Genomic DNA, 26,077 nt, shown 5'->3' with positions numbered 1-26,077 from the left:
CCGCCGGGCTAGCCGCCGAACCGGTCCCACGCGAGCTTGGCCGTGAGCGTGAGGCCGAGGGCGACAACGAACCACCGCACCTTCCTGGGCTCGATGCGGCGGGCGACCACGGCGCCGGCGAGCGAGCCCACCACCGCCGCCGCCATCATGATCGGCGTGGCGACGGCGTCGACCGCGCCCGCGAACAGGAACGCGAGCGCCGCCACGCCGTTGATCAGGCTCGCGAGCACCGTCTTGATCCCGTTCAGCCGGTGGATGTCCACGTCGCCCGCGAACGAGGAGAGCAGCGCGAGCATCATGATGCCGATGCCCGCGCCGAAGTAGCCGCCGTAGACGCTCACGAGGAACTGGAGCAGGAACACGAGCCACGGCCGGGAGGGCAGCGCGAAGCGCTCCGCGCCGGCATCCGCCGCGGAGGACGGCGCCGCGGAGGGCTTCGCCGCGGAGGGCTTCGCCGCGCGCAGGTTCTGCCAGAGCAGGAGCAGCGTCGCGACGAGCACGAGCCCCGGCACCGCGGCGTCGAACACGCGCTGCGGCGTCACGAGCAGGAGCGCCGAGCCCACGACGCCGCCGAGCAGCGAGGGCAGGAACAGGACGCCGAGGACCCGGTAGTCCCGGGAGAGCTCCCGGCGATACGCCCACGCCGACGCGAGCGACGCCGGCGTGAGCGCCACGGCGTTCGTCGCGTTCGCGGCGAGCGGGGGCAGCCCCGCCGCGATCGCCGCGGGGAACGACACCAGCGTGCCGCCCCCGGCCACCGCGTTGATGGCGCCGGCGACAGCGGCGCCGCCGGCGAGCAGTGCCGCTCTGGTCAGATCCACGGCGCGAGATCGCCCGAGCCCCGCCGGCCTGTCAACCGCCGCGCTTGAGGGGGCGGGCGCGGCGCCCCTAGGATGGCGTTGCGGCCGACCCCGGCGGTCGCTCCTCCTCGGAGAGCCGAGCGACATGCCGCGATCCTTCCCGCACCTCCCCGCCGCGCTGCTCTCCGCCATGGCGTGCGGCGCGCTCGCGAAAGCGGCCGCCGGCGAGGGGCAGCCCGAGCGCGCGCGCGTCTGGGTGGCCGACGACGGCACGCGCGTCCGCCGGGAGGACGTCGGCCTGCCGCTCTCGCGCGGCGAAGGAAACGCGGTCTTCCGGCCCGGCGAGCCGATCCGGCTCGGCGCGCTCCGCGCGGAGGTCGTCGCCTTCCAGGTCGTCGTCGAGGCCGGCGCCGAGCCCGTGCGCGGCGTCACGGTCGAGCTCTCCGCGCTCGGCCCCGCGGCCGGCCCGGGCGCGCCGGCCAACGCGCCCGAGCCGCCCGCGCAGGGGCAGGGAGCGGGGCCCGCGGGGACGATCTCGATCCGCCGCTTCGTCGAGCACTACGTCGAGATCACGCGGCGCTCGCGCAACGAGCAGCGCCCCCTGGAGTCGCTCGGGTGGAGCCCTGCGGCGCGGCCGCCCGACGATGTGCACCTCGGGTTCCTCCCCGACGCGCTCATCCCGGTCGAGCTCGCGCCCCCCTGGGCGCCGTACCCGCTCGAGGTCGGCGCTCGCGAGACCCGGGCGGTCTGGATCGATCTCCACGTCCCGGAGGGCGCCCTCCCCGGCGCTTACGAGGGGAGGGTGGTGGTCGGATCGGCGTCGCACGGCGAGCTCGCATCGCTCGATCTGAAGCTCGACGTCGCCCCGGCGGTGCTGCCGTACGGCGCGGTCGACTTCATCGCGTTCTACGACGCCGATCCCGTCGCCGAGCGGGTCGGCGGCGGGCCCGCCGTCGAGCAGCAGCTCTGGCAGCTGCTCCACGAGCACCACGTCGACGGCTTCGCGTCGGTCCGGAGCCCCGCCGAGGTCGAGCGGCTGCGCGCGGCGATCGACGGCTCGCTCTTCACGGAGGCGCGCGGCTACCGGGGGCCGGGCGCGGGCGTGCCGCCCGGGGCGGTGGCGCTCGGCGCCTATGGCAGCTTCGGCGATCCCGGGGAAGCGACCCTCCTCCGCGTCGAGGCGGTCGCGGACCTCCTCCCGCCGACGGTGGACGACGTGATGCTCTACGCGATCGACGAGCAGTGCGAGAGCCCCCGCGGGCCTGGCTGGCGCCGGCTGATCCGCGGCTCGCGCCTGTCGTCGCGCGTCCTCGTCGGGCACTCGTGCGGCGAGGTCCCCCCGGTGGAGCAGGACGTCGACCTCGTGCTCACGCCGGCGAACCGCTTCGACTCCACGTGGGCGCGGGCCGCGCGCGAGGCCGGCCAGCGGCTCTGGGTGTACAACGGCGCGCTGCCGCGGACCGGCACGTTCATGATCGACGCGCCGCTCACCGGGCTCATGGCCGACGGCTGGATCGCGGCCTCCCACGAGGTGGACCGCTGGTTCCTGTGGGAGACGGCGTTCTGGCACGACGGCAACCGCGGCGGCCGAGGGCCCATCGACCCGTTCACCGTCGCCGAGAACTTCCACAACCGCGACGGCGACGCGTGCCTCGGCGACGGCATGCTGCTCTATCCCGGGACGCAGCGGGGCGCGTTCTCCTCCCGATCCGTCGGCTTTCCCGGCGTGTTCCCGTCGATGCGCCTGAAGAGCCTTCGCCGCGGGATCCAGGACGCCGGCTACATCGCGCTCGCGAGGTCGGCGTCGCCCGGCGCGGTGGACGCGATCGTCAAGGAGGTGATCCCGGCCGCGCTCGACGAGGCGCTCGACAGCGCGCCCGCCGCGTGGAGCAGCGACGGCGCCCCGTTCTTCAGGGCGCGCTCCGCGCTGCGCGCCCTCATCCCGGCGGACGCCTCGCTCGACGCCGCCGGCGTCCGCCGCGCGCTCGCCGAGGCGGCGGCGGCCCGCCGCGCGCTCGTCCCGCTCCCCCGCGCGGGACAGGCCAGCCCGCGGCCGTTCGGCCGGTGGAGCACGACGGCGCGGCTCATCGCCGTCGCCGGGCTGGGCGCCGCCGTGCTCGCGCTGGTCATCGGGCTCTACCGCCGGGGGAAGCAAGGGCGGGGGGGCGAGGGGCGCTGACCGGCGTACGCCTCACTCGCCTGCCTGGAATAGCGATCACGTCGATCAAGCGAGAAATCAACCGCCAAGCGCGCCAGGGACGCCAAGATAAGATTCTATATTTGCGCTCTTGGTGTCGGCGGTTCGAAAATCCGCGCTTTCAGGCAATTCAACCCGAGGCTGCCATCAACCCCGGTGGTGATCAGGCCCTCTTGCGGAACGCTGAGCTTCGCGCGATCAGAACCATTGCTGCCGGCCGCGGCTTGGCCGGAGATGCTTTCGTCCATCTCGAACCCCCTTCCTCAAAATGGCGCGCAGGTCACTGGCCTGCTGCGAACCCGCTATCGACAGCTGAGCTCTCGGATGGGTTATCACAGGGCAACAGAGGCGTGAGCTCTTTCTTTGTCATCTCCTCGTCGCGATCGCGCCCCCTGGTGCCCTGGTTGGTCGCTAAATTCTCTGAAAACCCGCGATAAGCGGCCAGCGCGTCGGAGACGTAAGCTGGCGGCCAACGAAGACCCTTGGTCCTTGGCAGGCGCGCCCCGGCTGGGTACGGTCCCGCGGTGCCCACGAGGCCCACGAAGATCGAGCGATTTCTGAGGGGAACCACCTTGTCCACGCTGCTTGCCGCCTCCTGTGTCTCCCGCGCACCGCACGGCGAGGCGCCCTCCGCGCCGCCGCCTGCCGAGCTCTTGGCCTTCGAGCTGAAAGAAGGCCAGATAGACAACCACTTCTTCCGTCGTGGCCATATCGCCGCTCATCTCTTGACGACGTCGGGCGTGTCGCCGCGGCTCATCGTCGCTTTTCCGGCAGGGAACATGGGAGTCGCGGTGTGGTTCGATTCTCTGCCCGCGCCGGTCGATCTCTCGGTGGAGGGGGACGTCGCTGGCGTGGAGCGCGTGGAGCGCGTGGAGCGGCCCGGCGTCATGCGCGGCGTGTCGGCGCTCCTCGCGAGCGAGGCGCCGGTGCTGCGTGTCCATCGGGTGCTCCTCGGGAGTGTCCGTACGCTCCGCGACGTGGGGCGCGACGCCGAGGTCCCGGCCTGGCTCGGGAACGACGTCGAGGCGTTCGCCTCGCAGCGGGGAGCGGCGATCGCCGTGCGGCGGACGATGCTGGACGGCGATCATCACCTCGAGCTGCTCATCGAGCCGCAGGACGGCACGACGGCCGCGCTCGGGGACGACGGCCGGATCGCGCTGGCGGCAGGGCCGAGCGGCCTCCGTGTCCGGGTGACGGCGCTCTCGGACGAGGCGCCGCTCACGCCGGTGCCCCTCGATGAGCTCGTGACGGAGCGCGCCAGCGACGATCCGCGCCACCGCCAGGCGCTCGCCTTCCTCGCGTACCGGGAGAAGCTGCTGGCCGGGTCCTGGCGTTTCCTCACGTACTTCGGCCGGGACACGTTGCTCGCGGTGAGGATGCTCCTGCCCGTCCTCAAGCCGGCGGTGGTCGAGGCGGGCCTCGGCTCGGTCCTCGATCGGCTGAGCCTGGCCGGTGAGGTCGCGCACGAGGAGGCGATCGGCGAGTACGCCGCGCTCATGCACCTCGATTCGGGCATCCCCGGGGCGCTGCGCGAGCCCGTCTACGATTACAAGATGATCGACGACGACTTCCTCCTCGCGCCGGTCGCCGCTGAATATCTCCTCGGCAGCGCGGCCGGCCGGGAACGCGCGGCCGAGTTCCTGTCGCGCCGGACGCCGGGGGGCGACACGTATGCGGAGGCGCTCGCGCGGAACGTGGCGCTCGTGCTCCACCTCGCCGCCCCGTTCGCCGAGACGGGGGATCCCATGAAGTTGATCCGGCTCAAGGCGGGCATGAAGGTCGGCGAGTGGCGTGACAGCGAGGAGGGCCTGGCGGGCGGCCGGATCCCCTACGACGTGAACGCCGCGCTGGTTCCGGCCGCGCTCCGCGCGTCGGCGCGGCTGCTCGCGAGCCCGCTGCTCGGCGCGGACGCGGAGCGCGCCGGCCGGGCGGAGCGGCTCGCGCGCGCGTGGAAGGACGCCGGCGTGTTCTTCCAGGTGGAGCTGCCGGAGGACGAGGCCAGGCGGCGCGTGTCGGCCTATGCGGCGTCGCTGGGCCTGGACGCGGCGCCGGCGCTCGCGTCGCTCTCGGGGACGCTCTCGTTTCCTGCCCTCGCGCTCGACGACGACGGGAAGCCGATTCCCGTCATGCACTCCGACGACAGCTTCGTCCTCCTGTTCACAGAGCCGCCGCCCGCTGCGCTGGAGGCGATCGCGGGCCGCCTGATCCGCCCGTTCCCTGCCGGCCTGCGGACGCCGGTGGGGATCCTGGTCGCGAACCCCGCGTTCGCGCAGGATCCGGCGATCCAGAGGGATTTCACGGCGGCCCATTACCACGGGACGGTCACCTGGTCGTGGCAGCAGGCGATGCTCGCCGCGGGCCTCGAGCGGCAGCTCGGCCGCGGCGATCTGCCGGCCCGCGCGCGGGGCGCGCTGGAGCGGGCGCGGAGCGCGCTCTGGGAGGTCATCGCGGCGACGCGCGAGGCGAGCACGCGGGAGCTCTGGAGCTGGGCCTTCGAGGGCGGCTGTTACAAGCTGGTCCCCTTCGGCGCGGAGCGATTGCACCACGACGAGTCGAACGCGGCGCAGCTCTGGAGCACCGTGTACCTCGCGGTACGCCCCTGAGCCGAGCGGCCGCTCGCGCTCAGGCCTTCGCGCCGGCGATCAAGTCCATCAGCGATCGCCGCTCCCCGCCACGATCGGCCCCTTCAATCGCCCCCAGCTCGACATCCGGCCGGATCCCCGTCCCGTGGATCGGCTCTCCGCCCGGCAGGACCATCCTCGCCGCCGGCGCGAGGACCGGCGCGTGATCCTCCGGATCCGCCGCGACCTTCAGCGCCGTTCCCTTTCCGTACGTGCGCTCCCCCGCAACGACCGCCCTCCCGTGCCACTGGAGGCAGCCGGCGAAGAGCTCCGCCGCCGACGCCGTCCCGCCGTTCACCAGGATCCACAGCGGCGCGCGGCACGGATCCCGGTGGCTCGACCGGTACACGATCTCGTCGCCGTCCGCGTCGATCGCCCTCCCGAGGACGCTCCCCGGCTCCAGGAAGTCGCCCGCGAGCTCGAGGAACGCCGTCAGCTCCCCACCGGGGTTGTCCCGCAGATCCAGCACGAGCGTCTCCAGCCCTCCGGCCGCGAGCGCCCTCAGCGCCGTGTGGACCCGGGCGGGCACGTCCAGCGAGAAGGTGCGGATCCTCACGTACCCGACCCCCGGCTCGAGCTGGACGCTCTCGACGGGCGACGCGCCGCCGCACGGGTGGAGCGACGCGACCAGCGCGTCCAGATCGGCCAGCATCGGGGCGCCGTCGGGCCGCGCGCCCCCGGCGCTGCCCGCGTTGTACGTGATGAAGACGTTGGTCACGCTCGGCAACACCTGGACGCCGATGAAGCAGTTGTAGTTGTTGCCGGACCTCGGAGAGAGGTGCGTCGTGGCGGGGGCATAGTTGATGAAGACCCGCACGTTGCCGAACGTGTACTGGCCTGTTCCCATGAAGGTCCAGTGCAGCGTGCCCAGCCAGTCGCCCAGCGTGATGATCGCGCGCGCCAGGAGGCTCAGCGCAGGCCCCATCGAGAACCACACGCTGAACGAGAACGGGAACCTCACCGCGTTCGGGTCGAAATTGGGGAACGGGAACGGGCCGAGCGCAGGCGACATGCACACGTCGGGGAAGCTGGCGCTCATGCCGGTACACTTGTTGTTCGCAGGGAGCATCGCGCCGGCCTCCTATCCCAAGAGGATCTGCTTGCCGTTCACCGTGACCGTCTCCTCGGTCAGGATCGTGGCGTTCTTCGCCTTCGTGAAGGCCGTCTTCTCCACGATCGTGTGCGACTCGCTCGCCTGCACGCTCAGCAGCGCGCTCACCCGCTGGACCATCGAGGTGAACCGCTGGACCACGGCGTCGGCCACCATCCGGATCTTGCCCGCCTGCACCTCGAGCTCCGGCCCCCGGATCGCGACGCCCTTGTCCCCGGACAGCGAGAGCTCTCCGTCCCTCGCGTGCAGCGCCACGTCCCCCTGGAGCGACAGCACCGTCCGACCCGCGCCGTGGAGCACGCCGATGGCGTAGTAGCGCTCTTCCCTGCCGATGACGAGCAGCGTGTCGCCCACGGCGGGCTCGTAAGGCAGCGCGAGCGCCATCTCGACGGCGACCGGCTGGCCGCCCGGCAGCTCCACCGCGATCGCGCCCCCCTCCGCCGCCGTGACCCGGCCCGGGCCCAGGTACTCGCTCGGGAGCGCCGCGGCGCCGTCCCGGCCCGCGCCGTCGGCCGCCGCGGCCCCGGCCCGCGGGAGGCCGATCCGCAGCACGTCCGCGCCGCGCGCGCCGTACGCCCGAGGCGCGTGCTCCTCGCCCGCCGGCGCGTCCACCCGCACGGCCGCCGCGCGATCGCTCTCCTTCATGGCTCCCATCGACATCGCTCCTCCTTCATTGCGAGCGCCGCTCGGGCGGCATCCATGCCTCGGCCTCCAGGCGATCGACGTCCGTGCGCCTCGCCGTGGCGAGGTTGGCATCGAGATAACGTGTCTTCTCGTCGCGGACGTGGTGCAGGTTCGCCCAGTGCAGGTCCGCCCCGGTGAAGTCGGCGCCCGAGATGTCCGCGTGCGAGAGATCGGCGTGGTGCGCCTTGACCCCCACGAACAGCGCATCGGCCGCGCGGACCTCGTGCATCACCGTCTCCCGGACGTCGGCCCCCGCGAGGTTCGCCCCCGAGAGATCGGCCTTCACGAAGATCGCATTGCGGAGCATCGCCTGCGTCAGCCCGGCGCCGGCGAGCACGCCCTCGCCGAAGAAGGCGGCCTTCGCCATCGCGCCCGCCAGCGAGGCCTGCCGCAGGTTCGCCCCCTTGAAGTTCGCGTTCGCCAGGATGGCGCCGTCGAGCCGGGTCCGCTCCAGGTTGCACGAGGTGAAGTCGCAGTTCGACAGGTTGCACCCCGACAGGTCCATCCCCGCGAGGTTCCCGAGCGCGAAGAAGCACCGCGAGAGGGTCAGCCCGGAGAGCGGCGCCCGCGTCAGGTCCACGCCGGAGAAGTCCACGCAGTCGAAGATCGCCTTCTCGAAGGTGACGCCCTCCACGACCGCGGTCCGCAGCGTGGTCTGCGAGACGAGCGCGCGCGTCAGGTTCGCGCCCGTCAGGTTGGCCCCCTCCAGCACGCAGCGCACGAGCCGCGAGCCGGACAGGTCGGCGCCCGAGAGATCGGCCTCCTTGAAGACCACCATCTCGAGGTCCTTGCCCGAGAGATCCGCGCCCGGCAGCCGCGCCCGGTACAGCATGCACGACCTCACCGTCGCGCCCCGGAAGTCCGCGCCGGTGAGGTCGCAGCCCGCGAGCACCGTCTGGTCGAGCGTCGCGCCCCGGAAGCTCGCGCCCCGGAGGTCCGCGCCCTGGAGCGACGACAGCGTGAGGTTCGCGTTCTCGAAGCTCACCCCCGCGAAGTCCATCCCGTCCAGCGCCGCGCCCGCGAGGTCCGCCCCGGAGAGGTCGAGCCGGCCGAGGCGCGCGCCGTCGAACACCGTCTTCGTCAGCTTCTTCGGGAGCACGGCCTCCCGGAGATCGGCCTTCAGGAACACCACCGTGTCGAGCTCTGCGCCCGACAGGTCGGCCCGCGTCAGGTTCGCCTCGGCGAACGACGAGCTCTCGATCCGCGCCTGCGACAGCGAGGCGCCCGAGAGATCCGCCCGCGTGAACGACGACTGCGAGATCGTCACGCCGTCGAGCGCCGCGCCCGACAGGTCGGCCAGGTCGAGCCGCGTGCCCTTCAGGGTCGCCCCGGACAGCTCCGCCCCGGCGAGCTTCGACTCGGCCAGGTTCGCCTCCTGGAGCCGCGCGCCGCGCAGGTTCGCCCCGGTCAGCTGCCCGCGGACCAGGCTCGCCCCCGTGAGGTTCGCGCCGGCGAGGTTCGCGCCCGAGAGGTCGCTCTGGGCGACGGCCGCGCCCTGGAGATCGGCGCCCGACAGGTCCGCGCCGCGGAGCGCGCACCAGGCCATCTTGATGCCGCGGAGATCGGCCCCCGAGAGGTCCGCGCCCTCCAGCTGCACCCGCCCGAGCTTCACGCCGCGCAGCCGCGCCTTGCGGAGGTCGGCCCCCCGCAGATCCATGTCGCCGAGCGTCCTGCCCTCGAGCGCCTCGCCCGCCTGGAGCAGCGCCCTCAGCTCGTCCGGGGTCATCGATCTCGCTCCAGCGTCGACTTCTTCAGGTTCGCCCCCCTGAAATCACAGCCGGATCCCGAGGTCTCGTAGAATTTTGCATCGTAGAGGTTCGCGTCGACGAACTTCGCCTCCGGGACCCGCGCCCTGAGCAGGTCCGCCTCGAAGAGGTTCGCCCGCGTGAAGTCGGCGCGCGTGAGGTCCGCCCGGTCGAACCGGGCGCCCCGCACGTTGGCCCCGAAGAAGCTCGCGCCGTCGGCCGTGGCCTCGATGAAGAGGGCGCCCGTCATCACGGCGAGGCTGAGATCCGCGCCGGTGAGGGTCGCGCCCATCCACACGCTCCCGTCGCCCCGCGCGCCCGCGAAGACCGCGCCGGTGAGGTCGGAGCCGGAGAAGCTCGTGCCGGTCAGGGTGGCGCCCGCGAACGTGGCGGAGGTCGCCTTGACCTTGGACACGAAACACCGCGTGAGCGAGGCCTGCGACAGGTCCGCGCGCTCGAGCACGGTGCTTTCCAGGAAGGCCACGGCCCACGCCGCCCCGCGCGCGACGGCCCCCGTCATGTCCGCCCTCGAGAACACGAGCTGCGACCCTTGCGTGCCCGAGAGATCGGCCTCCATGAGCCGCGCGCCGTCGAACGTGGTGCCCTCCAGCGTGGCGCCGCGGAAGACGGCGCGCTCTGCCCAGGCGCTCTGCAGGGTGGCGAGGCTCAGGTCCGCGCCCGTGAAATCCGCCTCCCTCACGTCGGCGTCGAACAGCACGGCCTGCTTCAGGATGGCGCGCGTGAGCCTGGCGCCCCGGAGGTTGGCGCCCGTGAGGAGGGCGCCCGTGAGGTCCGCGCCGGTCAGGTCGCGGCCGCTCAGGTCCTGCTCGCTCAGGTCCTGGTCGCGGAGGTCGCTCCCTGGCCCGATCTGCCCGGGCGGCCGCGGCGGGGCCATGGAGAGGCCCATCGACGCGAGCTTCGGATCGCCGGCGAGCTTGTCCCACGCCGCGAGCGCCGGGACCTGCGCCCCGCGCGCGGCCGCGAGCGCCTTCGCCGCCTCCACCGCCCGCGCGACGCGCCGGAAGGCCGTCCGGAGCGCCGCGTCCATCAGCATGGGCGACGCGCCGGAGCTCATCGGCGGCAGGGCCTGCGAGGCCTTCGGCAGGTTGCGCAGCGCCTCCGCGATGACGCTGCCGAGGACCTTGCCCCCCGGCAACGCGACGCCCGCGAGCCCCGCCATCGCCCGGCCGATCCTCTCCTGCTGCGGCTTCGCGACGTCGCCGAGCCGCGCCTTGAGCAGCGCCGACAGCGGGTCGAGCCCCGCCGCGTCGCCGCCGTCGCCCGGCGCCGCGCCGTCGCCCTTCTTCTGCAGCGCCTGCAGCGCCCCCCACTCCTCCTTGAGCTCCGGCGCGAGCTGTTCCTCGATCTCGAGCGGATCGGCCTCGAAGCGCGCGAGGATCTCCCGGTAATGCTCCTCGGGCAGCGCCGGCCCGTCGAGCGGCTCGGAGGCGACGAGCGTGGTGACGCGCGAGAGGTCGTCGTCGGTCACCTCCGTGAGGCCGCGCCACGTGAGGAACAGGGCCCCCTCGTCCAGGTTGGCGAGCAGCGTGTCGAGGTGCATCGGCACCTCCCGGAACCCGCGCTCCGCGTCGTTCGCGAAGACGCGGATCCGGAGGCCCGGCAGCCGCGACCGGAAGACCTCCGCGTCGGGGTGGAGGTTCTGGAACAGGAGCTCCTCGTCCCCGCGCAGGTAGGGGAGCCACTGATCGGGCCGGGCCGCGTTGAAATAGGTCCAGTCGAAGTCGTCGGCGAAGTATGGCGCTCGCTTCTCTCGGTACGCCTTGCCGTAGTTCTTCCCGACCCGGGCGCGCCGATCGGGCCGGTTCGGCGACAGGGGCCCGAACCCCGCGGGCGCCGGCCGATCCGAGCGCGACAGCAGCAGATCGTCCGCGCCCTCGACGTTGGGGAGCTCGCGCGTCCCGTGGCCCCTGCCCACCGGGTTGAGCGGGTGCCCCGGCCCTCCGAAGCTGCGCCGATCGCCGAGCGGCATCCGGTCGAACGGCACGGGATCGCTCATGGCGGGCCCGAGCAGGCCATCCATCCACACGCGCTCGCCGACAACGCGCAGGATCTTCGACCAGGACCCGACGCCGAACCGCACCGGACACTCGGTCATGCGCGCCTTGCCCGGCGTGTGGCACGTGCCGATCAGGAGCACGTCGGCGTGGGGCTTGAAGTCCGCCAGATCGCTCGGGTACAGGCACTCGCCGGTCTGCTCGTGATCGTCGTCGTGGAACACGTCGCCGCGCAGCGTCTCCTGCGCGAGCGCCGGGTGGCCCTCGGGCAGGGAGAGCGGCGCTCCGGGCTCGAGCGTGAACTTCGCCCGGACGATCAGGGTCATCTCCGGCTGGGGCGGCCTCCGCGAGGTGACCTTGCTGCCGAAGAGGAACGGGGTGAGGTTCTTGTTCGCCATCCGTGAGGGTCGCCGCGCTTGCGCGTCACGTCATGAGGTGGACTGCCGCGATGTTCGTGCTGACGGGCACGACCTTGCCCCGGTCCAGGGTGACCTTCAGCTTCTCCGTCCCCATCGAGAGCGTGGGCCCGATGCTGGCATCGAGCGACGCGGCGACGGTGACGGACGCCTCCAGGCCCATTGTGGCGCTCGCCGAGATGCCGCCTGTGAAGCTCACCTCCGCGCCGAGCGTCGCCTCGATCATCCCCCCCAGGACGACCTCGTTGACCATGCCGAGGTTGATCGTCGTCTCGATCCCGTCGACGACGGTCTTGCTGTTGCCCTGCGTGTAGGAGTCCGCGTCGCCGTACATCTTGTCCTCGGTGTCGGCGTGGGTCTCGGAGATGATCTTGCTCGCCTTTGTATAACTCTTGATGACGTCGGCCTCGGTGTGGTCATCCATGGTCCCGGTGACCGTGGTCGAGGTCGTGATCGACCCCGCCTTCATCGTCGACTTCGACGGTCCCTCGATGGTCGTCTCGTCGGTCATCGACGTGGCGTGGGTCGTCGACACCATCGTGTCCGCCCAGGTCTCGTCGGAGATCGAGGGCACCCGCAGCTTCGCCGAGCCGGTATAGGACGAGATGCTCTTGGCCCACGTCCTGTCGACGATGGTGGGGTTCTCCCCGAGGACGCCTGATGGAGGGAGCCCCCAGGGCTCCGTGATCTCGTCCAGGTTGCGCGGCGGGCTGTCGCTTCCGGTGACGCTCTCCAGCCTGCTGCCGTAATGGAACTCGAAGGCATCGCCGTGGTAGGTGGTGTGCACCTCGCCCTTCACGGTCTTCTCGCGCAGGCGCTTCTCGCCGCGGGGGCCCTGGATGAAGTCGAACTCGCCCGACCCGTGGAAGGTGATGCTCTTCTCGTTGATCTGCCCGTCCTCCGCCTTCCAGCCGCCCTCGAACTCGCGGCGGCCGAGGACGGTCATCTTGTAGGTGCCCCCGATGACCTCGACCTTGTCGCCCCGCGTGGTGATGATCCGGTTGCCGTCGGTGTGATCTCGCCAGGTGTACTCGTCGCCCTCGGCCGCGCCGATGCGCAGGTACGACGACATGCCGTCGCCGAAATCAGGCACATGGAGGATACCGTACTTGCCATCGCCGGCCATGGGAGCTCCGTATCCGGTGGCGCGTGGAGCGTGGTGCCCGCGCCCTCAAACGAAGAGGTGGAACGCCGAGACGACCTTGTTGGCGAGCGCGATCTCCGTCTTGCTCATGTGGAGCTCCACGCCCGCCGGGCTGATCTCGAGCTTGGGGCCGGCGGAGACTTCGATGCTCCCGGTCAAGCTGAAATCCGCCTTGAGCCCGACGGTCACGTCGACGATGCCGCCGGCCGTGAAGGTCACCTCCGCGCCGAGCGTCGCCTCGATCATCCCCCCCAGGACGACCTCGTTGACCATGCCGAGGTTGATCGTCGTCTCGATCCCCGCGACGACGGTCTTGCTGTTGCCCTGCGTGTAGGAGTCCGCGTCGCCGTACATATCGTCCTCGGTGTCGGCGTGGGTCTCGGAGACGATCTTGCTCGCCTTCGTGTAGCTCTTGATGATGTCGGCCTCGGTGCGGTCATCCATGGTCCCATCGACCTTGGTGGACGACGTGATCGACGCGGCCTTCATGGTGGACTTCGACTCCGCCTTGACCGTCGTCTCGTCGGTCATCGAGGTGGCGTTCGTCTTCGACACCATCACTTCCGCCCAGGTCTCGTCGGTGATCGACGGCACCGGCAGCTTCTCCGAGCCGGTATAGGACTTGATGCTCTTGGCCCACGTCCTGTCGACGATCGTGGGGTTCTCCGTCGGGATCGCCTGGGGCGAGGGCGGGTTCTTGTCATCGATGAAATCGTCGGTGACATCCAGCGTGGGGAACGTGTCCGTGCCGGTCTGGCTCTCCTTGACCTTCCCGAAGTAATGGTCGTAGACGTCGCCGTGGTAGAGGGTGCGCACCTCGCCCTTGATGGTCGTCTCGACGACCTTCCACGTCCCGCCGTAGTTCTGCACCCACTCGATCGTGGTGCCGCCGCCGAAGGTCTCGCTGACCTCGGTGACGTGCCCTCCCGACACGTCCCAGCCCGCCTGGTGCTCCCCGCGGCCGAGGATGAGCAGGCGGTAGTTCCCCCCGATCACCTCGACCTTGTCGCCCTTGGTGGTCGAGATGCGGTTGCCGTCGGTGTGATCGCGCCAGCCGCCCTTCGTGTGCAGCTTCGCGGTCTCGGCCTGTCGCTCGCCCACAGGCACGAAATCGGGCGAGCCGTCCCGCTTGCGGTCGTCGTCGGTGAACGTCTGAATCCGCTCGGCGAGATCGTCGCCCGCGCTCTCGCCGAGCGGCGCGGCGGCCCCGAGGCGCAGGTAGGACGGTTCCCCACCATTCAGATCCGGTACTTCGAGGAGCGCGAACTTGCCTCCGGACACTGGAGCCTCCGAGCGTGATGGACGACGCACGGCGTCGCCGTGTCGCGGACCGCGCAATCCTATGACACGGTGAGCCGCCCGTCCACGCCGAACTAGAGCGACGGTCACCCGCTTCGGATACGGGCCCACCTCGGCGTTTTCGGTGCTCAGCGCACCGGAGTGCGCTTCCGCGCCGAAAACGCCGATCTGGGCCCGTCTCCTGTGCGGGTGACCGCCGCTCTGCTCGGTGTGGTGCAGAGGTGGGCGGAAATCGCCGTAGGGCGCGCGGCGAGCGGGGCCGCGTGGCTCACGAGGCCTCGGCGGGGCGCTGCGCCGCCGACTCGGGGGCCTGGTGCGCGATGGCCCAGACGAACTCCGGCAGCAGCGCGAGGGAGTGCGGATCCTGCGTCACGCCGATGAGGCCGCTGATGAACTCCATGGGGTGCTCGCGCCTGCTCCCGTCGATGAAGCGCAGCTGGGCGCTGGTCAGGCCGGGCGGCAGCTCGGAGAGCCCTGGTCCCTGCGGGGTCCCGAGGCCCCCGAGCGCGTCGCTCCGGGCCTCCGCCGTCCGCCATCGCTCGTGCCAGCTCTCGAGATAGGGATTCGGGGCGAAGTAGTCGTTGGGCCACGCGCGCAGGTAGGGAAACAGCACGTGGATCCACCCGGTCAGCTCGTCGGCCGAGCTCTCGTACCGGAAGAACGCGCGCCAGAACATCGTGTCGGCGCGCCCCTCCGCCGAGGCGGCGATCTGGTCGAGCACGGGCAGGAGCGCGCGGGTCCACCGATCTTGCCCGACGGAGCCGAGCATCGCCACGCGCTGGCGCACCCAGCGCCAGTCGTCGGACGTGCCGAGCAGGTACACGCGCGGGATCCCGCGCCGCGGGAACACCATGTCGCCCGGGAACGGCGGCTCCCACGCGTGGTGCGGCGCGAGCGGGGTCGCGACCGTGAGCTCCGACGACACCCGCTCGACTGGCCCCGTGGTGGAGAAATTGGAGGTCACGAGGTCCCGCAGCGCGCCGACCCGCGCCGAAATCTGCCTGGAAAAGTCCGGAAACAAAGCTGGCCACGGGTTCACCTCACCGAGGGTGAAGTCCCGGCGATCGACGACGAGCGAGAACTCGTGATCGTCGGGGAGGAAGCGGCGCCGCTGCTCGTCGTTCGCGGCGAGGTGGAACGTGAAGCCGCGCGCCAGGCAGAGCCAGACCACGTCGGGCGAGAGCACGAGGGGATAGCGCTGGGTGAAGGCGGTATGGGCGGCCTGGACGAGCGGGTGGTGGTCCGTGCGTCCCACGAGGGGCAGGCGGTGGCGGTAGGAGGCCTCGATCCTCGAGACGAGCAGGCTCTGCACCGAAGCTTCGCTATCGAATCCCGGCAACGGCGCCGTTGCGGGCTCGACGTCGGCAACGGCGATCGTCGTGACGTTCATGAGACCTCGTCCTCTCCAGGGCTGCGCGGCGCGCTCGTGATCCTTCGCTGTCCTTCGTACACGAGCGTGCGGCGCGCGACAACGGGCCGCGCGCTGGCGCCCACCGCGGCGTCGCTGCATGGGGCGGAGCGCGCCCGGGCGCGGCACATTTCTGCTGTCCGGCGTAAGCGCTGGAGCCCGGCAAGGTGCTTGTCCCGAGCATCGATTGGCGATGGGTCGCGAGCGGTCGTGCTCCGGGTCCGCTGGGAGGCGAGTGCGGTCGTTCTTCCGGACATTTGAGAAGACAGGAGTTCGTTCTCGTCCTTCCCACGGCGCGCGCAGCCACGTCGACGGCGCTGTCGCCCGGCGCTGGTGTCGCAGCCGAGCGCGTCCTCGTCGCAGCCGAGCGGGGTGTCGTCGGAACCGAGCGTTTTCTCTGGATCCAGGCTGTGTTTAACCGGCATTGAGAGCGTTTTCTCTGGATCCAGGCTGTGTTTAACCGGAATCGAGATCGTTTTCTCTGGATCCAGGCTGTGTTTAACCGGCATCGAGAGCTTATCCTCTGGATCCAGGCTGTGTTTAACCGGAATCGAGAGGATTTTCTCTGGATCCAGGCTGCTTTTCGTCGGAAGCTGGCGCGATGTCGGCGCGCCGTTCACGCCGCGCCGGCTCCTCCATACGCGCGATGCCGCTGGAGCGTGATTTTTTTGCGGTCAACAGATGCCCGGGGGCTTTGCCGGGGCGGTGTTGCATGTCCGTGGTGAATGGTGCACGACTAGGCGCTCGTGCAGCCGCGGCGATACGCCCCGAAGGAGGAGCGCAGCAGATGAACTCACGCCAGGCGAGTCCCCTCGGGGCGAGCGTATCGGCCAGCCCGAAGCTGGCGCTGCGGATCGACTTTCTCAAGAAGGTGTACGGGCTCTTCACGGCGAGCCTGGTCGTCTCCTCCCTGGGCGCCATGTGCGCGCTGTACATCGGGGCGCCGGACGTGGAGGAGGGGACGCTGGGGCGCGCGATGCCGCCGCTGGTCGAGCTCTTCGCGCAGCACCCGATCCTCTCGATGGGCGTCGTGTTCGGCGTGATGTTCGGCGCGCGCGCGGTGCGCAAGATCCCCGGGGTCAACGTCCTCGCGCTCTTCGGGATGGCGGCCGTCCTGGGCGTCACCGCGGCGCCTGCGCTCTACATGGCCCAGGCGGCGGCGGGCCTCGGCGGCACCCTGTCGTCGGCCCCGGTGCGGGACACCTTCATCCTGACGGTGCTCACGTTCGGGAGCCTCACGCTGGGGGTCTTCCTCACGAGGGAGGACCTGTCGTTCATGGCCAGCGGGCTGGTGATGGGCGCCATGGTCGTCCTCGGCGCGATGCTGCTGAACGCCCTGCTCGGGAGCACGCTCCTCGGCCTCGCGATCGCCAGCGTGTCCGTCCTCGTGTTCGGGGGATACGTCCTCTACAACACGTCGCGCCTGCTCCACTCGAGCGAAGAGGACCCGGTCGGCGGCGCGCTCGACCTCTACCTCAACTTCATCAACCTCTTCTCGTCGATTCTGCAGATCCTCTCGGGCCGCCACGTTTGAGCCGGCCGCGTCGCGTTCACGTCGCGGCGCGCGCCCGTCCGCCCCCGGCTGTCCCTGGGTCTCTCGCCCGGGGCGGACGGCTGGAGGGCGGCTTGACGCGCCATTTGGGCCGGGTAAGAACGCGCTGACCATGAGCCTTCAGCTCCTCGTCGCCGCGCTTGCCCTCTCCCTCTCATCGCTCTCATCGCTCTCCTTGCTCGGTTGCAACAAGCCCGCCGAGGAGGCGCCGGTGGTGGTGGCGGCCGCCGAGCTCGCCGCGCCGGCGAGCGTCAAGCGCATCGACATCGCGGTGAACGACAGCGGCTTCTCCCCGTCGACGATCGAGCTGAAGAAGGGAGAGCCCGTGGTGCTGCGCTTCACGCGGACGACGAAGAGCGAGTGTCTGAAGGCGATCGCGATTCCCGATCTGAAGATCGAGAAGGACCTGCCGCTGAACACGCAGGTCGAGGTGGCCATCACCCCGCAGAAGGAGGGGAAGATGGTGCTTCAGTGCTGGATGGCGATGGTCAAGGCGACCATCAACGTGGTCGGCTCGTGACGCGGCCGCGCCCGTCGCGAGGCGCGCGCCTGCGTGGGCCAGGTCGATTCGAGCGGCCAGGTCGATTCGAGCGGCCAGGTCGATTCGAGCGGCCAGGTCGATTCGAGCGGCCAGGTCGATTCGAGCGGGTGTGACACGGCGCGTCTCGGCTTGATGTGGTCTGTATTACCGTTGTGGCGGTGGTTTTCGCTTCCCTTTGGGGGCCCCGTGAGTAAGCTCTGCGCCCCCCAACGTGCCCGGCGGGAAACCGCCCCGGTTCTTCGCTCCGAACCGGCTCGTGACGAGGCGCGCCGAGGGGATCGCTCTCGCGGCGCGCCGCGCGGAGCCAGTTCAGCCACCCCAGACGGAGCGAGCAAGGCGATCCCATCATGAATCAGCATCCCGGCATCATCGGCAAGAAGATCGGCATGACGCAGATCTTCAACGAGACGGGCGAGGTCCTGCGCTGCACGGTCGTGCAGGCGGGCTGCGTCGTCATCGGCAAGCGCACGCTCGAGAAGGACGGCTACAGCGCCCTCATCCTCGGCCTCGGCGAGCGGGCGGAGAAGCACACGACGAAGCCGCTCGCCGGCGCGTACAAGAAGTCGGGGCAGACGCCGAAGCGGATCGTGCGCGAGCTGCGCTGCAGCCCGGAGCACGCGGCGAAGTACGAGCTCGGCAGCACGCTCAAGGTCGACGAGATCTTCGAGGTGGGCCAGCGGGTGGACGCGCAGGGCCGCTCGCGCGGCCGCGGCTTCAGCGGCGTCATCCGCCGGTGGAGCTTCGCCGGCGCGGTCAGCTCGCACGGCACGCACGAGTACTTCCGCCACGGCGGCTCGATCGGTACGAACATGACCCCCGGCCGCACGCTGCCCGGCCTGAAGATGCCCGGCCACTACGGCGACGAGACGGTGAGCGCGCTCAACCTCAAGATCGCGAAGCTCCTCCCCGAGGACAACCTGATCCTCATCGAGGGTCCGGTCCCCGGCCCGAAGAACCAGCTGGTGACGATCCGCGGCGCCGTGAAGAAGCGCGGCGGCAAGGGGATCGTGCCGGTGCAGCAGCCGACCAAGAAGAAGGGCGGCTGAGCCCGGCCGCCGGCGGGGCAGCTCCCATGAGCGAGCGCCCCGCCGGTCGTGCCCGCCGAGTGTCCCTCCGTGTCGCAGAAGCCGAAGAACCCGTACAAGCGCCCTGACGCCTTCACGAAGGCGGCGAAGGCGCAGGGCTACCCTGCGCGCAGCGTCTTCAAGCTCGAGGAGATCGATCGCCGGGTGCGGCTGCTCCGCCCCGGCCAGCGGGTGCTCGACCTGGGCGCCGCGCCGGGGTCGTGGTCGATGTACGCGGCGCAGCGGATCGGCGCGGGGGGCAAGCTGCTCGCGGTGGATCTGTCGCCGATCACGGCGGCGTTCGGCCCGCAGGCGACGGTGGTGCAGGGCGACGCGCTGTCGCTCACGAACGAGGCGCTCGCGCAGTTTGCGCCGTACGACGTGGTGCTGTCGGACATGGCGCCCGCGACGAGCGGCAGCAAGATCGCCGACCAGGCCCGGAGCTACGAGCTGTTCATGCGCGCCGTGGCCGTGGCCGAGGCGCTGCTCGCGCCGGGCGGGGCGTTCGTCGGCAAGATCTTCATGAGCGAGGACTTCGTGAAGGCCCGGGACGCGCTGCGGAACCTCTGCGAGGAGGTCCGGAGCATCCGGCCCGAGGGGACGCGGGCGAGCAGCGTGGAGATCTTCCTGGTCGGGCTGAAGCGGAAGGCGGCGGGGAAGACGGGGTAGGCGCCTGTCACTGCTCAGGAAAAGCCGAGAAGAGAGGTATCCTGAGCTTCCTCTCTTCTCTTGGCGTCCTCGGCCGTCAATCCGATCCGAGCACCCGCCGATATCCCCTCAGAACGCATTGTGTCCCGTGATCGCGTTGCCGAGGATCAGGCAATGCACCTCGTCGGTGCCCTCGTACGTGTACACGCTCTCCAGGTTGAGCATGTGCCGGATGACCGGGTAATCGAGCAGGATCCCGTTCGCGCCGAGCACGCTCCGCGCGGTCCGCGCGATCTTGAGCGCCCAGCCCACGTTGTTCCGCTTGCAGAGCGAGACCTGCACCGGGCTGATGCCGGTCGTGTCCTTCAGCCGCCCGAAGTGGAGCGCCATGAGCTGCCCCTTCGCGATCTCCGTCGCCATCTCGACGAGCTCCGACTGGATGAGCTGACGCGACGCGATCGGCTGGCCGAACTGGACGCGCTCGCGCGCATAGGAGACCGCCGTCTCGTAGCAGGCGCGCGCGGCGCCCAGCGCGCCCCACGCGATGCCGAAGCGCGCCTGGGTCAGGCAGCCGAGCGGGCCCTTCAGGCCGACCACGCCCGGCAGCATGTTCTCCTCCGGCACGCGCACCTCGTTGAGCACGATCTCCCCGGTCGGGCTCGCGCGCAGGCTCATCTTGCCGTGGATGAGCGGGGTCTCCAGCCCCTTCATCCCGCGCTCCACCACGAAGCCGCGGATGGACTCGGCCCCTCCGTCATCGACCTTGGCCCACACAACGCAGAGGTCCGCGATGGGCGCGCTCGTGATCCACATCTTCGTGCCCGTCAGCACGTACGAGCTCCCGTCCTTCCGGGCACGGGTCTTCATCGAGCTCGGATCCGACCCGCTGTCGGGCTCCGTCAGGCCGAAGCACCCGATCAGCTCGGCGGCGGCCATCCTCGGCAGCCAGCGCTGCTTCTGCGCCTCGGAGCCGTACTTCCAGATCGGGTACATCGCCAGCGAGCCCTGGACGCTCACGAAGCTCCGCAGGCCGCTGTCGCCATATTCGAGCTCCTGCAGCGCGAGGCCGTAAGCGACCGAGCTCATGCCGGCGCAGCCGTAGCCGGTCAGCGAGCCCCCGAGCAGGCCGAGCGCGGCGATCTCGGGGATCAGGTCGGTCGCGAACTCCTCGCGCGCGAACAGGTCCGCGGCGCGCGGCAGGTACCGCTCGCGCACGAAGCGACGGACGGCGTCGCGGATCATGCGCTCTTCCTCGGAGAGCAGCGGATCGAACGCCATGAGCTGATCGAGCGAGAGGGGCTCCTGGGTGGCCATGGAGCGAGCGTGTAGCGTGCCTGCGCGCGGCGCGGAAGGGGCAGCGCCGGCGGGCCGCCGGCTCAGGGGCGGATGGAGACGAGCGTGCCCTTCCGTAGCGAGAGCGCGCCGTGCCATTCGGCCGGGACCTCGGGGGTCGTCCACTCGAACAGCCAGGCGGCGTCGAGCGGAGAGAGGTTCACACAACCGTGGCTGCGCGGGGTGCCGAAATCGTCGTGCCAGTAGGCCGCGTGGAACGCGAAGCCCTCCGTGAAGTACTGGACGAAAGGCACGTCGCGGAAGTCGAACGGATCCTCGTCCTCCTCGTCGCCGTCCATCGTGACCGTGACGTGCTTCGTGTGGATGCGGAACAGCCCCTGGATGGTGGAGCGCGTCGTCTTGGGATCGCCGAGGCCGTCCGCCCCCGTCGAGACGAGCGTCACGTAGACCGGGCGGGTGCCCTCGTAGGCGACGAGGCTCTGCTTGTCGATCGAGACGTCGATCCACTTCCGCCCGCGCACCGCCCACGCGGGGTTCCGGGGGAGCGGGTCGACGCGCACGACCTCGTCCGAGCGGACGAGCGAGCCGTCCCGCGCCTCGAGGTAGTCGACGCCGCCGAGGCGCCGCGAGGCGCCGGACAGCGGGATCGCCTCGCGGAAGCGGAGCGGGGCGCGGGTGACGCCGCCGCGCTCGCCCGGGACGAGGCGCGCGGCGTGGCGGCGCCTGGCGAAGGCCACGGGCAAGGGGACGCCCTCCGGGAGCGCCATCCCGGCGAAGGCGCTCGGCCGGATGACCCGGGTGCGGTCGAGCGGCAGGACGGCGAGGTCGGTCGTCAGGCCGAAGCGGCGCCCGTCGTGATCGAACGTCGAGAGCAGGGCGAAGCCGGAGCGCGTCCGGGCGCGGCCCAGGACGAGCGCGCCGGGCGAGCGGCGATCGCCGGCGAGCCCGGGCGCCGGCCGCCCGTAGAGCAGGACCGAGGGGGTCGCGTCCGGAGGCGGCGGCGCGACGAAGTCGGGCGCGCGCGCGGCGGTCGCGGCGCGGCGCAGGTGCGCGGCGAGGTCGGGCTCGGCGCCGCGCTGCTCGTCCTCGTCCGGAAGGCGCGCATAGAGCGGCGGGGTGGGGGAGCGAGACATCACGTACGTGTAGGGCAGGCCGCCGAGCAGGGTTGTCGCGTCTCCTGCCTGCGTCGCGGCACGTGCGGTCTCGCCCGGCTGCGTCGCGGCACGTGCGTTTGCGTCCGGCTGCGTCGCGGCAAGTGCGTTTGCGTCCGGCTGCGTCGCGGCACGTGCGTTTGCGCCCGGCTGCGTCGCGGCAAGTGCGTTTGCGCCCGGCTGCGTCGCGGCAAGTGCGTTTGCGTCCGGCTGCGTCGCGGCAAGTACGGTCTCGCCCGGTTGCGTCGCGGCAAGCGCGGCCTCGCCACGAACGACCGGCAAGGTGGGCGAGGCGAACCGGCGGACCGGTCGGCGAGACGATGCCTCGACCGCGAGGTCGTGAATGTTGAGCGTCGCGCTGGCGCCGATGCAGACGTAGCCGTTCGGCTCGATGTGGTACCAGCCGTCGGCGCACGACGTCCTGCCGGACGGCTCCGGCCTGCGCGCGACAACGGCGCCGGCGCGCAGGTACCCGATGCGCCGGCTGGTCCAGCGCGGTTCGGCGAAGATCCACGTCTCCCTGGCGACGCTCGCGAGCTCGTGGACCTCCTCCTCGGCCGCCGTCGGCGCGGTGGCCGGGGGAGGATCGAGCTCGGGCAGCGCGTCGGATCCGTCATCGACGAGCTCCGGCGGCAGCGCCGGCAACGCGAGCGGGTCGCCGCCCGGCGCCGCGGCGAGCGCGCCCGGCGCCATCGCGGCCTCCTCGCCGGGCGGCGCGACGTCCTCCGCGCGGGCGGCGGAGGGCGCCGGGGCAGCGACAGCGACGGCGGGCGCGGCTTCGGCGAGCGGCGCGGTGACGGCGGAGGCGGGCGCAGGGGCCGGGGACGTCGCGGCGGGCTCGGAGGCAGGGCGCGGGCAGCTCACGCTCAGCGTCGCGAGCGCCATCGCCGGCAGGAGGAAAACGCCTCTCACGCGCATGGAGCGCGCGTACCAGGAGGCGCCGGCGAGGGCCAAATTCAAGGGGGGATCATTCAGGAGAGCGGAAGGGCACGGGGCGAGCGGCTCGCCGGCAGGCGGCGCCCGCCTGGGAGGCCCGCCAGGGCCGGCGGGCGCCTTGGCGCGGTGTGCGGCGGCTCCGCGCCCGCCGGCTTCACCAGGGCGGCGCGCGGTCGCCTCGCCGCGCCGCCGGCTGGAGCGGCGTCACGGCGTGGGGAGATCGCGCGCGCACGTCGCCGTGACGTAGTAGCGCCGCGAGGTGCCCGCGTAGGAAGCCCGAAAGTCCGTCGTCTGCTTGTACCCGGCGGCCAGGAAGCTGCCGCCGTGCATGAAGCGTGCGCTCGAGGTGTTGTCGAGCCGCGAGCAGTCGTTGCAGGGCGTCAGCAGCTGATAGTTATCCGAACCGTCACGGGTGGCCTTGTACGCGTTGCCGGCCAGGTCGAGCTGCCCCCACCGCCCGGCGCCCTGGGGGAACTTGCCGACGTCCGTGAGATCCGAGTGCGCGCAGGGATAGTTGCTCGGGTACGGCTCCACCAGGCAGCGGTTCGTTCCATCACCCGCGACCGTGCCGTCGCCCTGGCAGCACCAGGAGGCATACCGTGTGACATCGGTGGAGCCGTCCTGGTTGACGCCGATGATGCTCTCGAAGCCCGTGCCGCCCCACGGGAAGATGCGCTGCTCGTCGCCGCCGGCAGAGGCGTAGTTGATCTCCGCCTGGGTCGGCAGCCGGCCGCCGTCCCACGCGCAGAACGCGAACAGCTCGTACCACGTCGCGCAGACGATCGGCTTCTTCTCCTTGGCTCCCGGCGTGTCGCTCCAGGACGGCCATCCATAGGGATCGCAGATGAGCGCCGTCTTGAGCGCGCTCGTGTTGGCCGTGAGATACGTGTTCCACGACGGGTCCCAGCCGCTGTTCGCGATCTTCGGGTGCGCACCCGCGCCGGCGGCCGGCGGGTTGGCCTGGGTCGGGCCGCCGGTCTGCTCGAGGTACTGCCGGAAGCGCCCCACCGTGACCGTGTACTTGTCGAGGTAGAAGCTGCTGACCGTCGCCGGCAGGCCCGCGTTGTTGAGCCGGTTGAACGTGCCGCCCGGGACCGGAAGGGTCGAGCAGCAGTCATCGCTCCCCTCGACGCCGCAATTGGCACCTGCGCCAGGCGTGCTGCTGTTGCAGCTGATCGGCAGGCCAGGCACGCCGCCCCCGCCTCCGCCGCCCGCGCCACCTGAGCCCCCCGCGCCGCCGGCACCGCCCGCGCCGCCCGCGCCGCCCACGCCGCTGGAGCTCGACGTCGTGGTGGAGGTCGTCGAGGCGCTGGAGCTCGACGTCGTGGTGGAGGTCGTCGAGGCGCTGGAGCTCGACGTCGTGGTGGAGGTCGTCGAGGAGCTGGAGCTCGACGTCGTGGCGGAGGTCGTCGAGGCGCTGGAGCTGCTCGACGTCGCCGTCGAGCCCCCCGTCTCGCTGTCGTAGCAGACGCGGAGATACGGCCGCCGATCCACCGAGCTCTCGCTCGTTCGGACGTGGGTGCGATTCATCGTTTGCTCGAAGAACACACCCTCGTTCGTGTCGGGGGCGTTCACCCAGTCCTGCACGGTGCTGGTGAGGCTGACCGTGTGGTAAGCGTACGTGTATCCCGAGCTCGCCGTGAGGGTTCCCAGGACGGTGGGATCCCAGGCGCTCGAGTGCGAGTTCCACGTCACGGTGTTCTCGTCCCAGGGCGTCGTGACCCGGTGCACGCGCATCACGTCGGGGGTCGAGGCGCCGATGTTGAGGTAGAGATCCGCCGAGACGACGGTGGCGTCGGAAGGGATCGACGAGAGATCGAACGCGATCAGCCCACGCAGCTGGGAGCCGGAGCTCTCGCCAGCGTACATGTCGGCTCCGGTGGGTGTGTAGTTGGGATAGGTCGAATTGATGAGGGCATCCCGGACCACGCCCGTCGACCCGGTGCGCTGGAGAGTCACACAGACCGTCGCGGCCTGCTGCGCCTCACCGAGCAGCTCCCCATCTTCGCCTTGTGCGCCGACGCACCCGGCGAGCGCCGCGCCGGAGGCGGCGGCGAGAGACGCCAGGAGCAGATGCCGAGACCCTCTCATGATCGTTCGATTCCTCATGATGCTCTCCGATCCGCGTCGTCGGGCCAGCTCCGCCCGCGAGGCTGCGTGTGATGCCGTCGCGCAGGAACGCCAGAGAGCGCCCCCGCCAAAACCACCATCTACCTGCGCGCCGTAAAGCATCACCTTCATCAGGTCAGCCGTCGGATCGTTCTGGCGTCAAACAGCGCGCGAGGAAAACGATACCGTTGTACGACTTGGAATTGAAGGCGTCAATTGGGAACCGAGGGTCGTTGTCGAAAATCTGGTGATGTTGCTTGTGGTGTCGGAGCAAAACTAGGTATTATTGCTCGAGTCCTTGGTGCTTGTCGAGCGCCGCGAGGCGTATTTGCAATGTCGCTCACGTTTCGCCCGTGGTTGCTCGCGTCTTGCCCGTGTCCTCTCACGTCTTGCGCGTGCCGCGCGGCATGAGCAGCCACATCCGCTTGATCGGCCTGATCCGCTTGCAGGGGCGCGTGAGTCGATGGCGGATTCTGCCGTTCAGGCGAGCGTGAGGGGGGGTGCTGGAGCAGAGATGCCTGCTTTGTCTACCTGAACGCTCGCTGGTTTACCTGCTGCTTTCTCCTGGCGCGGGTTCGTGGCCGGAAGCGCTGGAGAGGCCTTCTTCGACCTCGGTGACAATCATCGTCGCGAGCAGATCGAGCAGCGCGCGGCCTTCTTCCTCGGACGCCTCGCGCGGAGATCCCGTGTAGGCGGCGTCCATGCCCAGCGCGCGGAAGCTCTTCGCTCCTGCCTTGATGCCCTCCGACAGGCTCAGGTCGAGGTCCGGCAGGGCCTGGGCGATGTCCTTCCGGACGAGCGCGGAGGCCGCGGCGAGGACGAGCGAGGTCTCGTAACGGCCCGCGTGGCAGGCGCCGCTCCGGAACTCCGCGGTGAGCGTCCGTGCCCAGCGGCGCGCGAGCGGGCACGCGACCGAGGCGCGGCCCAGGGGCAGGTCGCCGGTGGCGGCGCGCACGGCGCGGTCGTGCGCCGGCTCGAGGTGGTTGTTGATGAAGCAGACATGCGACAGGCCGGCCGACAGGTAGGCCTCGGCGACGGCGCGCAGAAAGGCGGTGAGCGCGGGCGCCGGGATCGAGATCGCGCCGGCGAAGCCCGCCGCGAAGTCGGTCACGCCATAACCGACGGGCGGGGCGAGGAGCGCGGCGACGCCGCGCGCCCACAGCCGGCGGCCGGCCTGCTCGGCCGCGGCCTCGCCGATGAGCGTGTCCGTGCCGAGCGGCAGGTGCGGGCCGTGCGGCTCGACCGACCCGACCGGCACGAGCGCGACGCACGGCGCGCCGCCCGACAGGAGCGCGGCGAGCTCCTCCGTCGTGAGCTCCGCGAGGCGCGGCGCGGCCTGCATG

The 26,077-nt window shown here is 71.1% G+C and carries 20 protein-coding genes; 6 read left to right on the top strand and 14 right to left on the bottom strand.

All coding sequences use genetic code 11. The annotated features are described in order from the left end of the window. Positions 1-8: 8 nt before the first annotated feature. Entirely contained in the window at positions 9-821 is an 813-nt protein-coding gene (locus ACSRUE_RS38460) for a sulfite exporter TauE/SafE family protein (protein ID WP_441287916.1), read from the bottom strand. A 124-nt stretch (positions 822-945) separates the two neighbouring features. On the opposite strand from ACSRUE_RS38460, the gene ACSRUE_RS38455 reads away from it, so the two are divergent. Beyond that, positions 946-2,979 (top strand): hypothetical protein, encoded by a 2,034-nt coding sequence (locus tag ACSRUE_RS38455; RefSeq protein WP_441287915.1) that lies wholly within the window; start codon positions 946-948, stop codon positions 2,977-2,979. A gap of 95 nt (positions 2,980-3,074) precedes the next feature. Here ACSRUE_RS38455 and ACSRUE_RS38450 read toward each other — a convergent pair whose 3' ends face one another. Beyond that, positions 3,075-3,245, bottom strand: coding sequence for a hypothetical protein (locus ACSRUE_RS38450; protein WP_441287914.1), 171 nt, complete (start codon positions 3,243-3,245; stop codon positions 3,075-3,077). 324 nt (positions 3,246-3,569) lie between these two features. Here ACSRUE_RS38450 and ACSRUE_RS38445 point away from each other — a divergent pair, with 324 nt between their 5' ends. After that, complete coding sequence (locus ACSRUE_RS38445; protein WP_441287913.1) at positions 3,570-5,600, top strand: hypothetical protein; 2,031 nt, start codon at positions 3,570-3,572, stop codon at positions 5,598-5,600. Positions 5,601-5,619: 19 nt separating this feature from the next. Here the strand turns inward: ACSRUE_RS38445 and ACSRUE_RS38440 are convergent, their stop codons facing one another. From ACSRUE_RS38440 to ACSRUE_RS38405, 8 genes are all read right to left on the bottom strand, one after another. Continuing rightward, positions 5,620-6,687, bottom strand: a complete 1,068-nt coding sequence (locus tag ACSRUE_RS38440) for a S41 family peptidase (protein WP_441287912.1) — start codon at positions 6,685-6,687, stop codon at positions 5,620-5,622. A gap of 12 nt (positions 6,688-6,699) precedes the next feature. Beyond that, positions 6,700-7,389, bottom strand: a complete 690-nt coding sequence (locus tag ACSRUE_RS38435; protein WP_441287911.1) for a DUF3540 domain-containing protein — start codon at positions 7,387-7,389, stop codon at positions 6,700-6,702. A gap of 10 nt (positions 7,390-7,399) precedes the next feature. After that, positions 7,400-9,139 carry a pentapeptide repeat-containing protein gene (locus tag ACSRUE_RS38430; protein ID WP_441287910.1) on the bottom strand — a complete coding sequence of 580 codons (1,740 nt, stop codon included), beginning with the start codon at positions 9,137-9,139 and terminating at the stop codon, positions 7,400-7,402. Continuing rightward, positions 9,136-11,571, bottom strand: coding sequence for a DUF2169 domain-containing protein (locus tag ACSRUE_RS38425; protein WP_441287909.1), 2,436 nt, complete (start codon positions 11,569-11,571; stop codon positions 9,136-9,138). Before ACSRUE_RS38425 ends, ACSRUE_RS38430 begins: the two co-directional genes overlap by 4 nt. Positions 11,572-11,596: 25 nt before the next feature. Beyond that, positions 11,597-12,715, bottom strand: a complete 1,119-nt coding sequence (locus ACSRUE_RS38420; RefSeq protein ID WP_441287908.1) for a hypothetical protein — start codon at positions 12,713-12,715, stop codon at positions 11,597-11,599. A gap of 45 nt (positions 12,716-12,760) precedes the next feature. Further along, on the bottom strand, positions 12,761-14,014 hold the full coding sequence (locus ACSRUE_RS38415; protein ID WP_441287907.1) for a hypothetical protein: 1,254 nt from the start codon (positions 14,012-14,014) through the stop codon (positions 12,761-12,763). Positions 14,015-14,300: 286 nt separating this feature from the next. Further along, positions 14,301-15,422 (bottom strand): DUF4419 domain-containing protein, encoded by a 1,122-nt coding sequence (locus ACSRUE_RS38410; RefSeq protein ID WP_441287906.1) that lies wholly within the window; start codon positions 15,420-15,422, stop codon positions 14,301-14,303. Then, positions 15,419-16,060 (bottom strand): hypothetical protein, encoded by a 642-nt coding sequence (locus ACSRUE_RS38405; protein WP_441287905.1) that lies wholly within the window; start codon positions 16,058-16,060, stop codon positions 15,419-15,421. Before ACSRUE_RS38405 ends, ACSRUE_RS38410 begins: the two co-directional genes overlap by 4 nt. A 167-nt stretch (positions 16,061-16,227) precedes the next feature. On the opposite strand from ACSRUE_RS38405, the gene ACSRUE_RS38400 reads away from it, so the two are divergent. The 4 genes from ACSRUE_RS38400 (at position 16,228) to ACSRUE_RS38385 (ending at position 19,266) form a co-directional block, all read left to right on the top strand. After that, positions 16,228-16,974, top strand: a complete 747-nt coding sequence (locus ACSRUE_RS38400) for a Bax inhibitor-1/YccA family protein (protein ID WP_441287904.1) — start codon at positions 16,228-16,230, stop codon at positions 16,972-16,974. Between the two features lie 130 nt (positions 16,975-17,104). After that, positions 17,105-17,512: a cupredoxin domain-containing protein gene (locus ACSRUE_RS38395; RefSeq protein WP_441287903.1), complete on the top strand. Its 408-nt coding sequence runs from the start codon at positions 17,105-17,107 to the stop codon at positions 17,510-17,512. Between the two features lie 368 nt (positions 17,513-17,880). Further along, on the top strand, positions 17,881-18,579 hold the full coding sequence (rplC, locus tag ACSRUE_RS38390) for a 50S ribosomal protein L3 (protein ID WP_441287902.1): 699 nt from the start codon (positions 17,881-17,883) through the stop codon (positions 18,577-18,579). A gap of 69 nt (positions 18,580-18,648) precedes the next feature. Then, the gene (locus ACSRUE_RS38385; protein WP_044968202.1) at positions 18,649-19,266 is read left to right on the top strand and encodes an SAM-dependent methyltransferase; all 618 of its coding nucleotides are present in this window, start codon (positions 18,649-18,651) and stop codon (positions 19,264-19,266) included. A gap of 108 nt (positions 19,267-19,374) precedes the next feature. On the opposite strand, the gene ACSRUE_RS38380 is transcribed toward ACSRUE_RS38385, so the two are convergent. The 4 genes from ACSRUE_RS38380 to ACSRUE_RS38365 all read right to left on the bottom strand — a co-directional run bounded on the left by ACSRUE_RS38380 (position 19,375) and on the right by ACSRUE_RS38365 (position 26,076). Continuing rightward, positions 19,375-20,559: an acyl-CoA dehydrogenase family protein gene (locus ACSRUE_RS38380; RefSeq protein ID WP_441287901.1), complete on the bottom strand. Its 1,185-nt coding sequence runs from the start codon at positions 20,557-20,559 to the stop codon at positions 19,375-19,377. A 62-nt stretch (positions 20,560-20,621) separates the two neighbouring features. Beyond that, on the bottom strand, positions 20,622-22,649 hold the full coding sequence (locus ACSRUE_RS38375; protein ID WP_441287900.1) for a L,D-transpeptidase family protein: 2,028 nt from the start codon (positions 22,647-22,649) through the stop codon (positions 20,622-20,624). A gap of 180 nt (positions 22,650-22,829) precedes the next feature. Beyond that, complete coding sequence (locus ACSRUE_RS38370) at positions 22,830-24,716, bottom strand: SUMF1/EgtB/PvdO family nonheme iron enzyme (protein WP_441287899.1); 1,887 nt, start codon at positions 24,714-24,716, stop codon at positions 22,830-22,832. Positions 24,717-25,281: 565 nt separating this feature from the next. Then, the gene (locus tag ACSRUE_RS38365; protein ID WP_441287898.1) at positions 25,282-26,076 is read right to left on the bottom strand and encodes a creatininase family protein; all 795 of its coding nucleotides are present in this window, start codon (positions 26,074-26,076) and stop codon (positions 25,282-25,284) included. Position 26,077: the final 1 nt, after the last annotated feature.

The sequence above is a fragment of the Sorangium sp. KYC3313 genome, from assembly GCF_052075895.1.
Taxonomy (GTDB): Bacteria; Myxococcota_A; Polyangia; order Polyangiales; family Polyangiaceae; genus Sorangium; species Sorangium cellulosum_B.
This window is presented reverse-complemented; position numbering and strand designations above follow the sequence as displayed.

Excerpts from the sequence above, each read along its gene's own strand:
- ACSRUE_RS38420 (WP_441287908.1), bottom strand. The coding sequence starts at position 12,715 with ATGGCCGGCGATGGCAAGTACGGTATCCTCCATGTGCCTGATTTCGGC.
- ACSRUE_RS38395 (WP_441287903.1), top strand. The coding sequence starts at position 17,105 with ATGAGCCTTCAGCTCCTCGTCGCCGCGCTTGCCCTCTCCCTCTCATCG.
- rplC (WP_441287902.1), top strand. The coding sequence starts at position 17,881 with ATGAATCAGCATCCCGGCATCATCGGCAAGAAGATCGGCATGACGCAG.
- ACSRUE_RS38435 (WP_441287911.1), bottom strand. The coding sequence starts at position 7,389 with ATGTCGATGGGAGCCATGAAGGAGAGCGATCGCGCGGCGGCCGTGCGG.
- ACSRUE_RS38440 (WP_441287912.1), bottom strand. The coding sequence starts at position 6,687 with ATGCTCCCTGCGAACAACAAGTGTACCGGCATGAGCGCCAGCTTCCCC.
- ACSRUE_RS38370 (WP_441287899.1), bottom strand. The coding sequence starts at position 24,716 with ATGAGAGGGTCTCGGCATCTGCTCCTGGCGTCTCTCGCCGCCGCCTCC.
- ACSRUE_RS38365 (WP_441287898.1), bottom strand. The coding sequence starts at position 26,076 with ATGCAGGCCGCGCCGCGCCTCGCGGAGCTCACGACGGAGGAGCTCGCC.
- ACSRUE_RS38450 (WP_441287914.1), bottom strand. The coding sequence starts at position 3,245 with ATGGACGAAAGCATCTCCGGCCAAGCCGCGGCCGGCAGCAATGGTTCT.
- ACSRUE_RS38380 (WP_441287901.1), bottom strand. The coding sequence starts at position 20,559 with ATGGCCACCCAGGAGCCCCTCTCGCTCGATCAGCTCATGGCGTTCGAT.
- ACSRUE_RS38455 (WP_441287915.1), top strand. The coding sequence starts at position 946 with ATGCCGCGATCCTTCCCGCACCTCCCCGCCGCGCTGCTCTCCGCCATG.
- ACSRUE_RS38400 (WP_441287904.1), top strand. The coding sequence starts at position 16,228 with ATGAACTCACGCCAGGCGAGTCCCCTCGGGGCGAGCGTATCGGCCAGC.
- ACSRUE_RS38430 (WP_441287910.1), bottom strand. The coding sequence starts at position 9,139 with ATGACCCCGGACGAGCTGAGGGCGCTGCTCCAGGCGGGCGAGGCGCTC.
- ACSRUE_RS38425 (WP_441287909.1), bottom strand. The coding sequence starts at position 11,571 with ATGGCGAACAAGAACCTCACCCCGTTCCTCTTCGGCAGCAAGGTCACC.
- ACSRUE_RS38410 (WP_441287906.1), bottom strand. The coding sequence starts at position 15,422 with ATGAACGTCACGACGATCGCCGTTGCCGACGTCGAGCCCGCAACGGCG.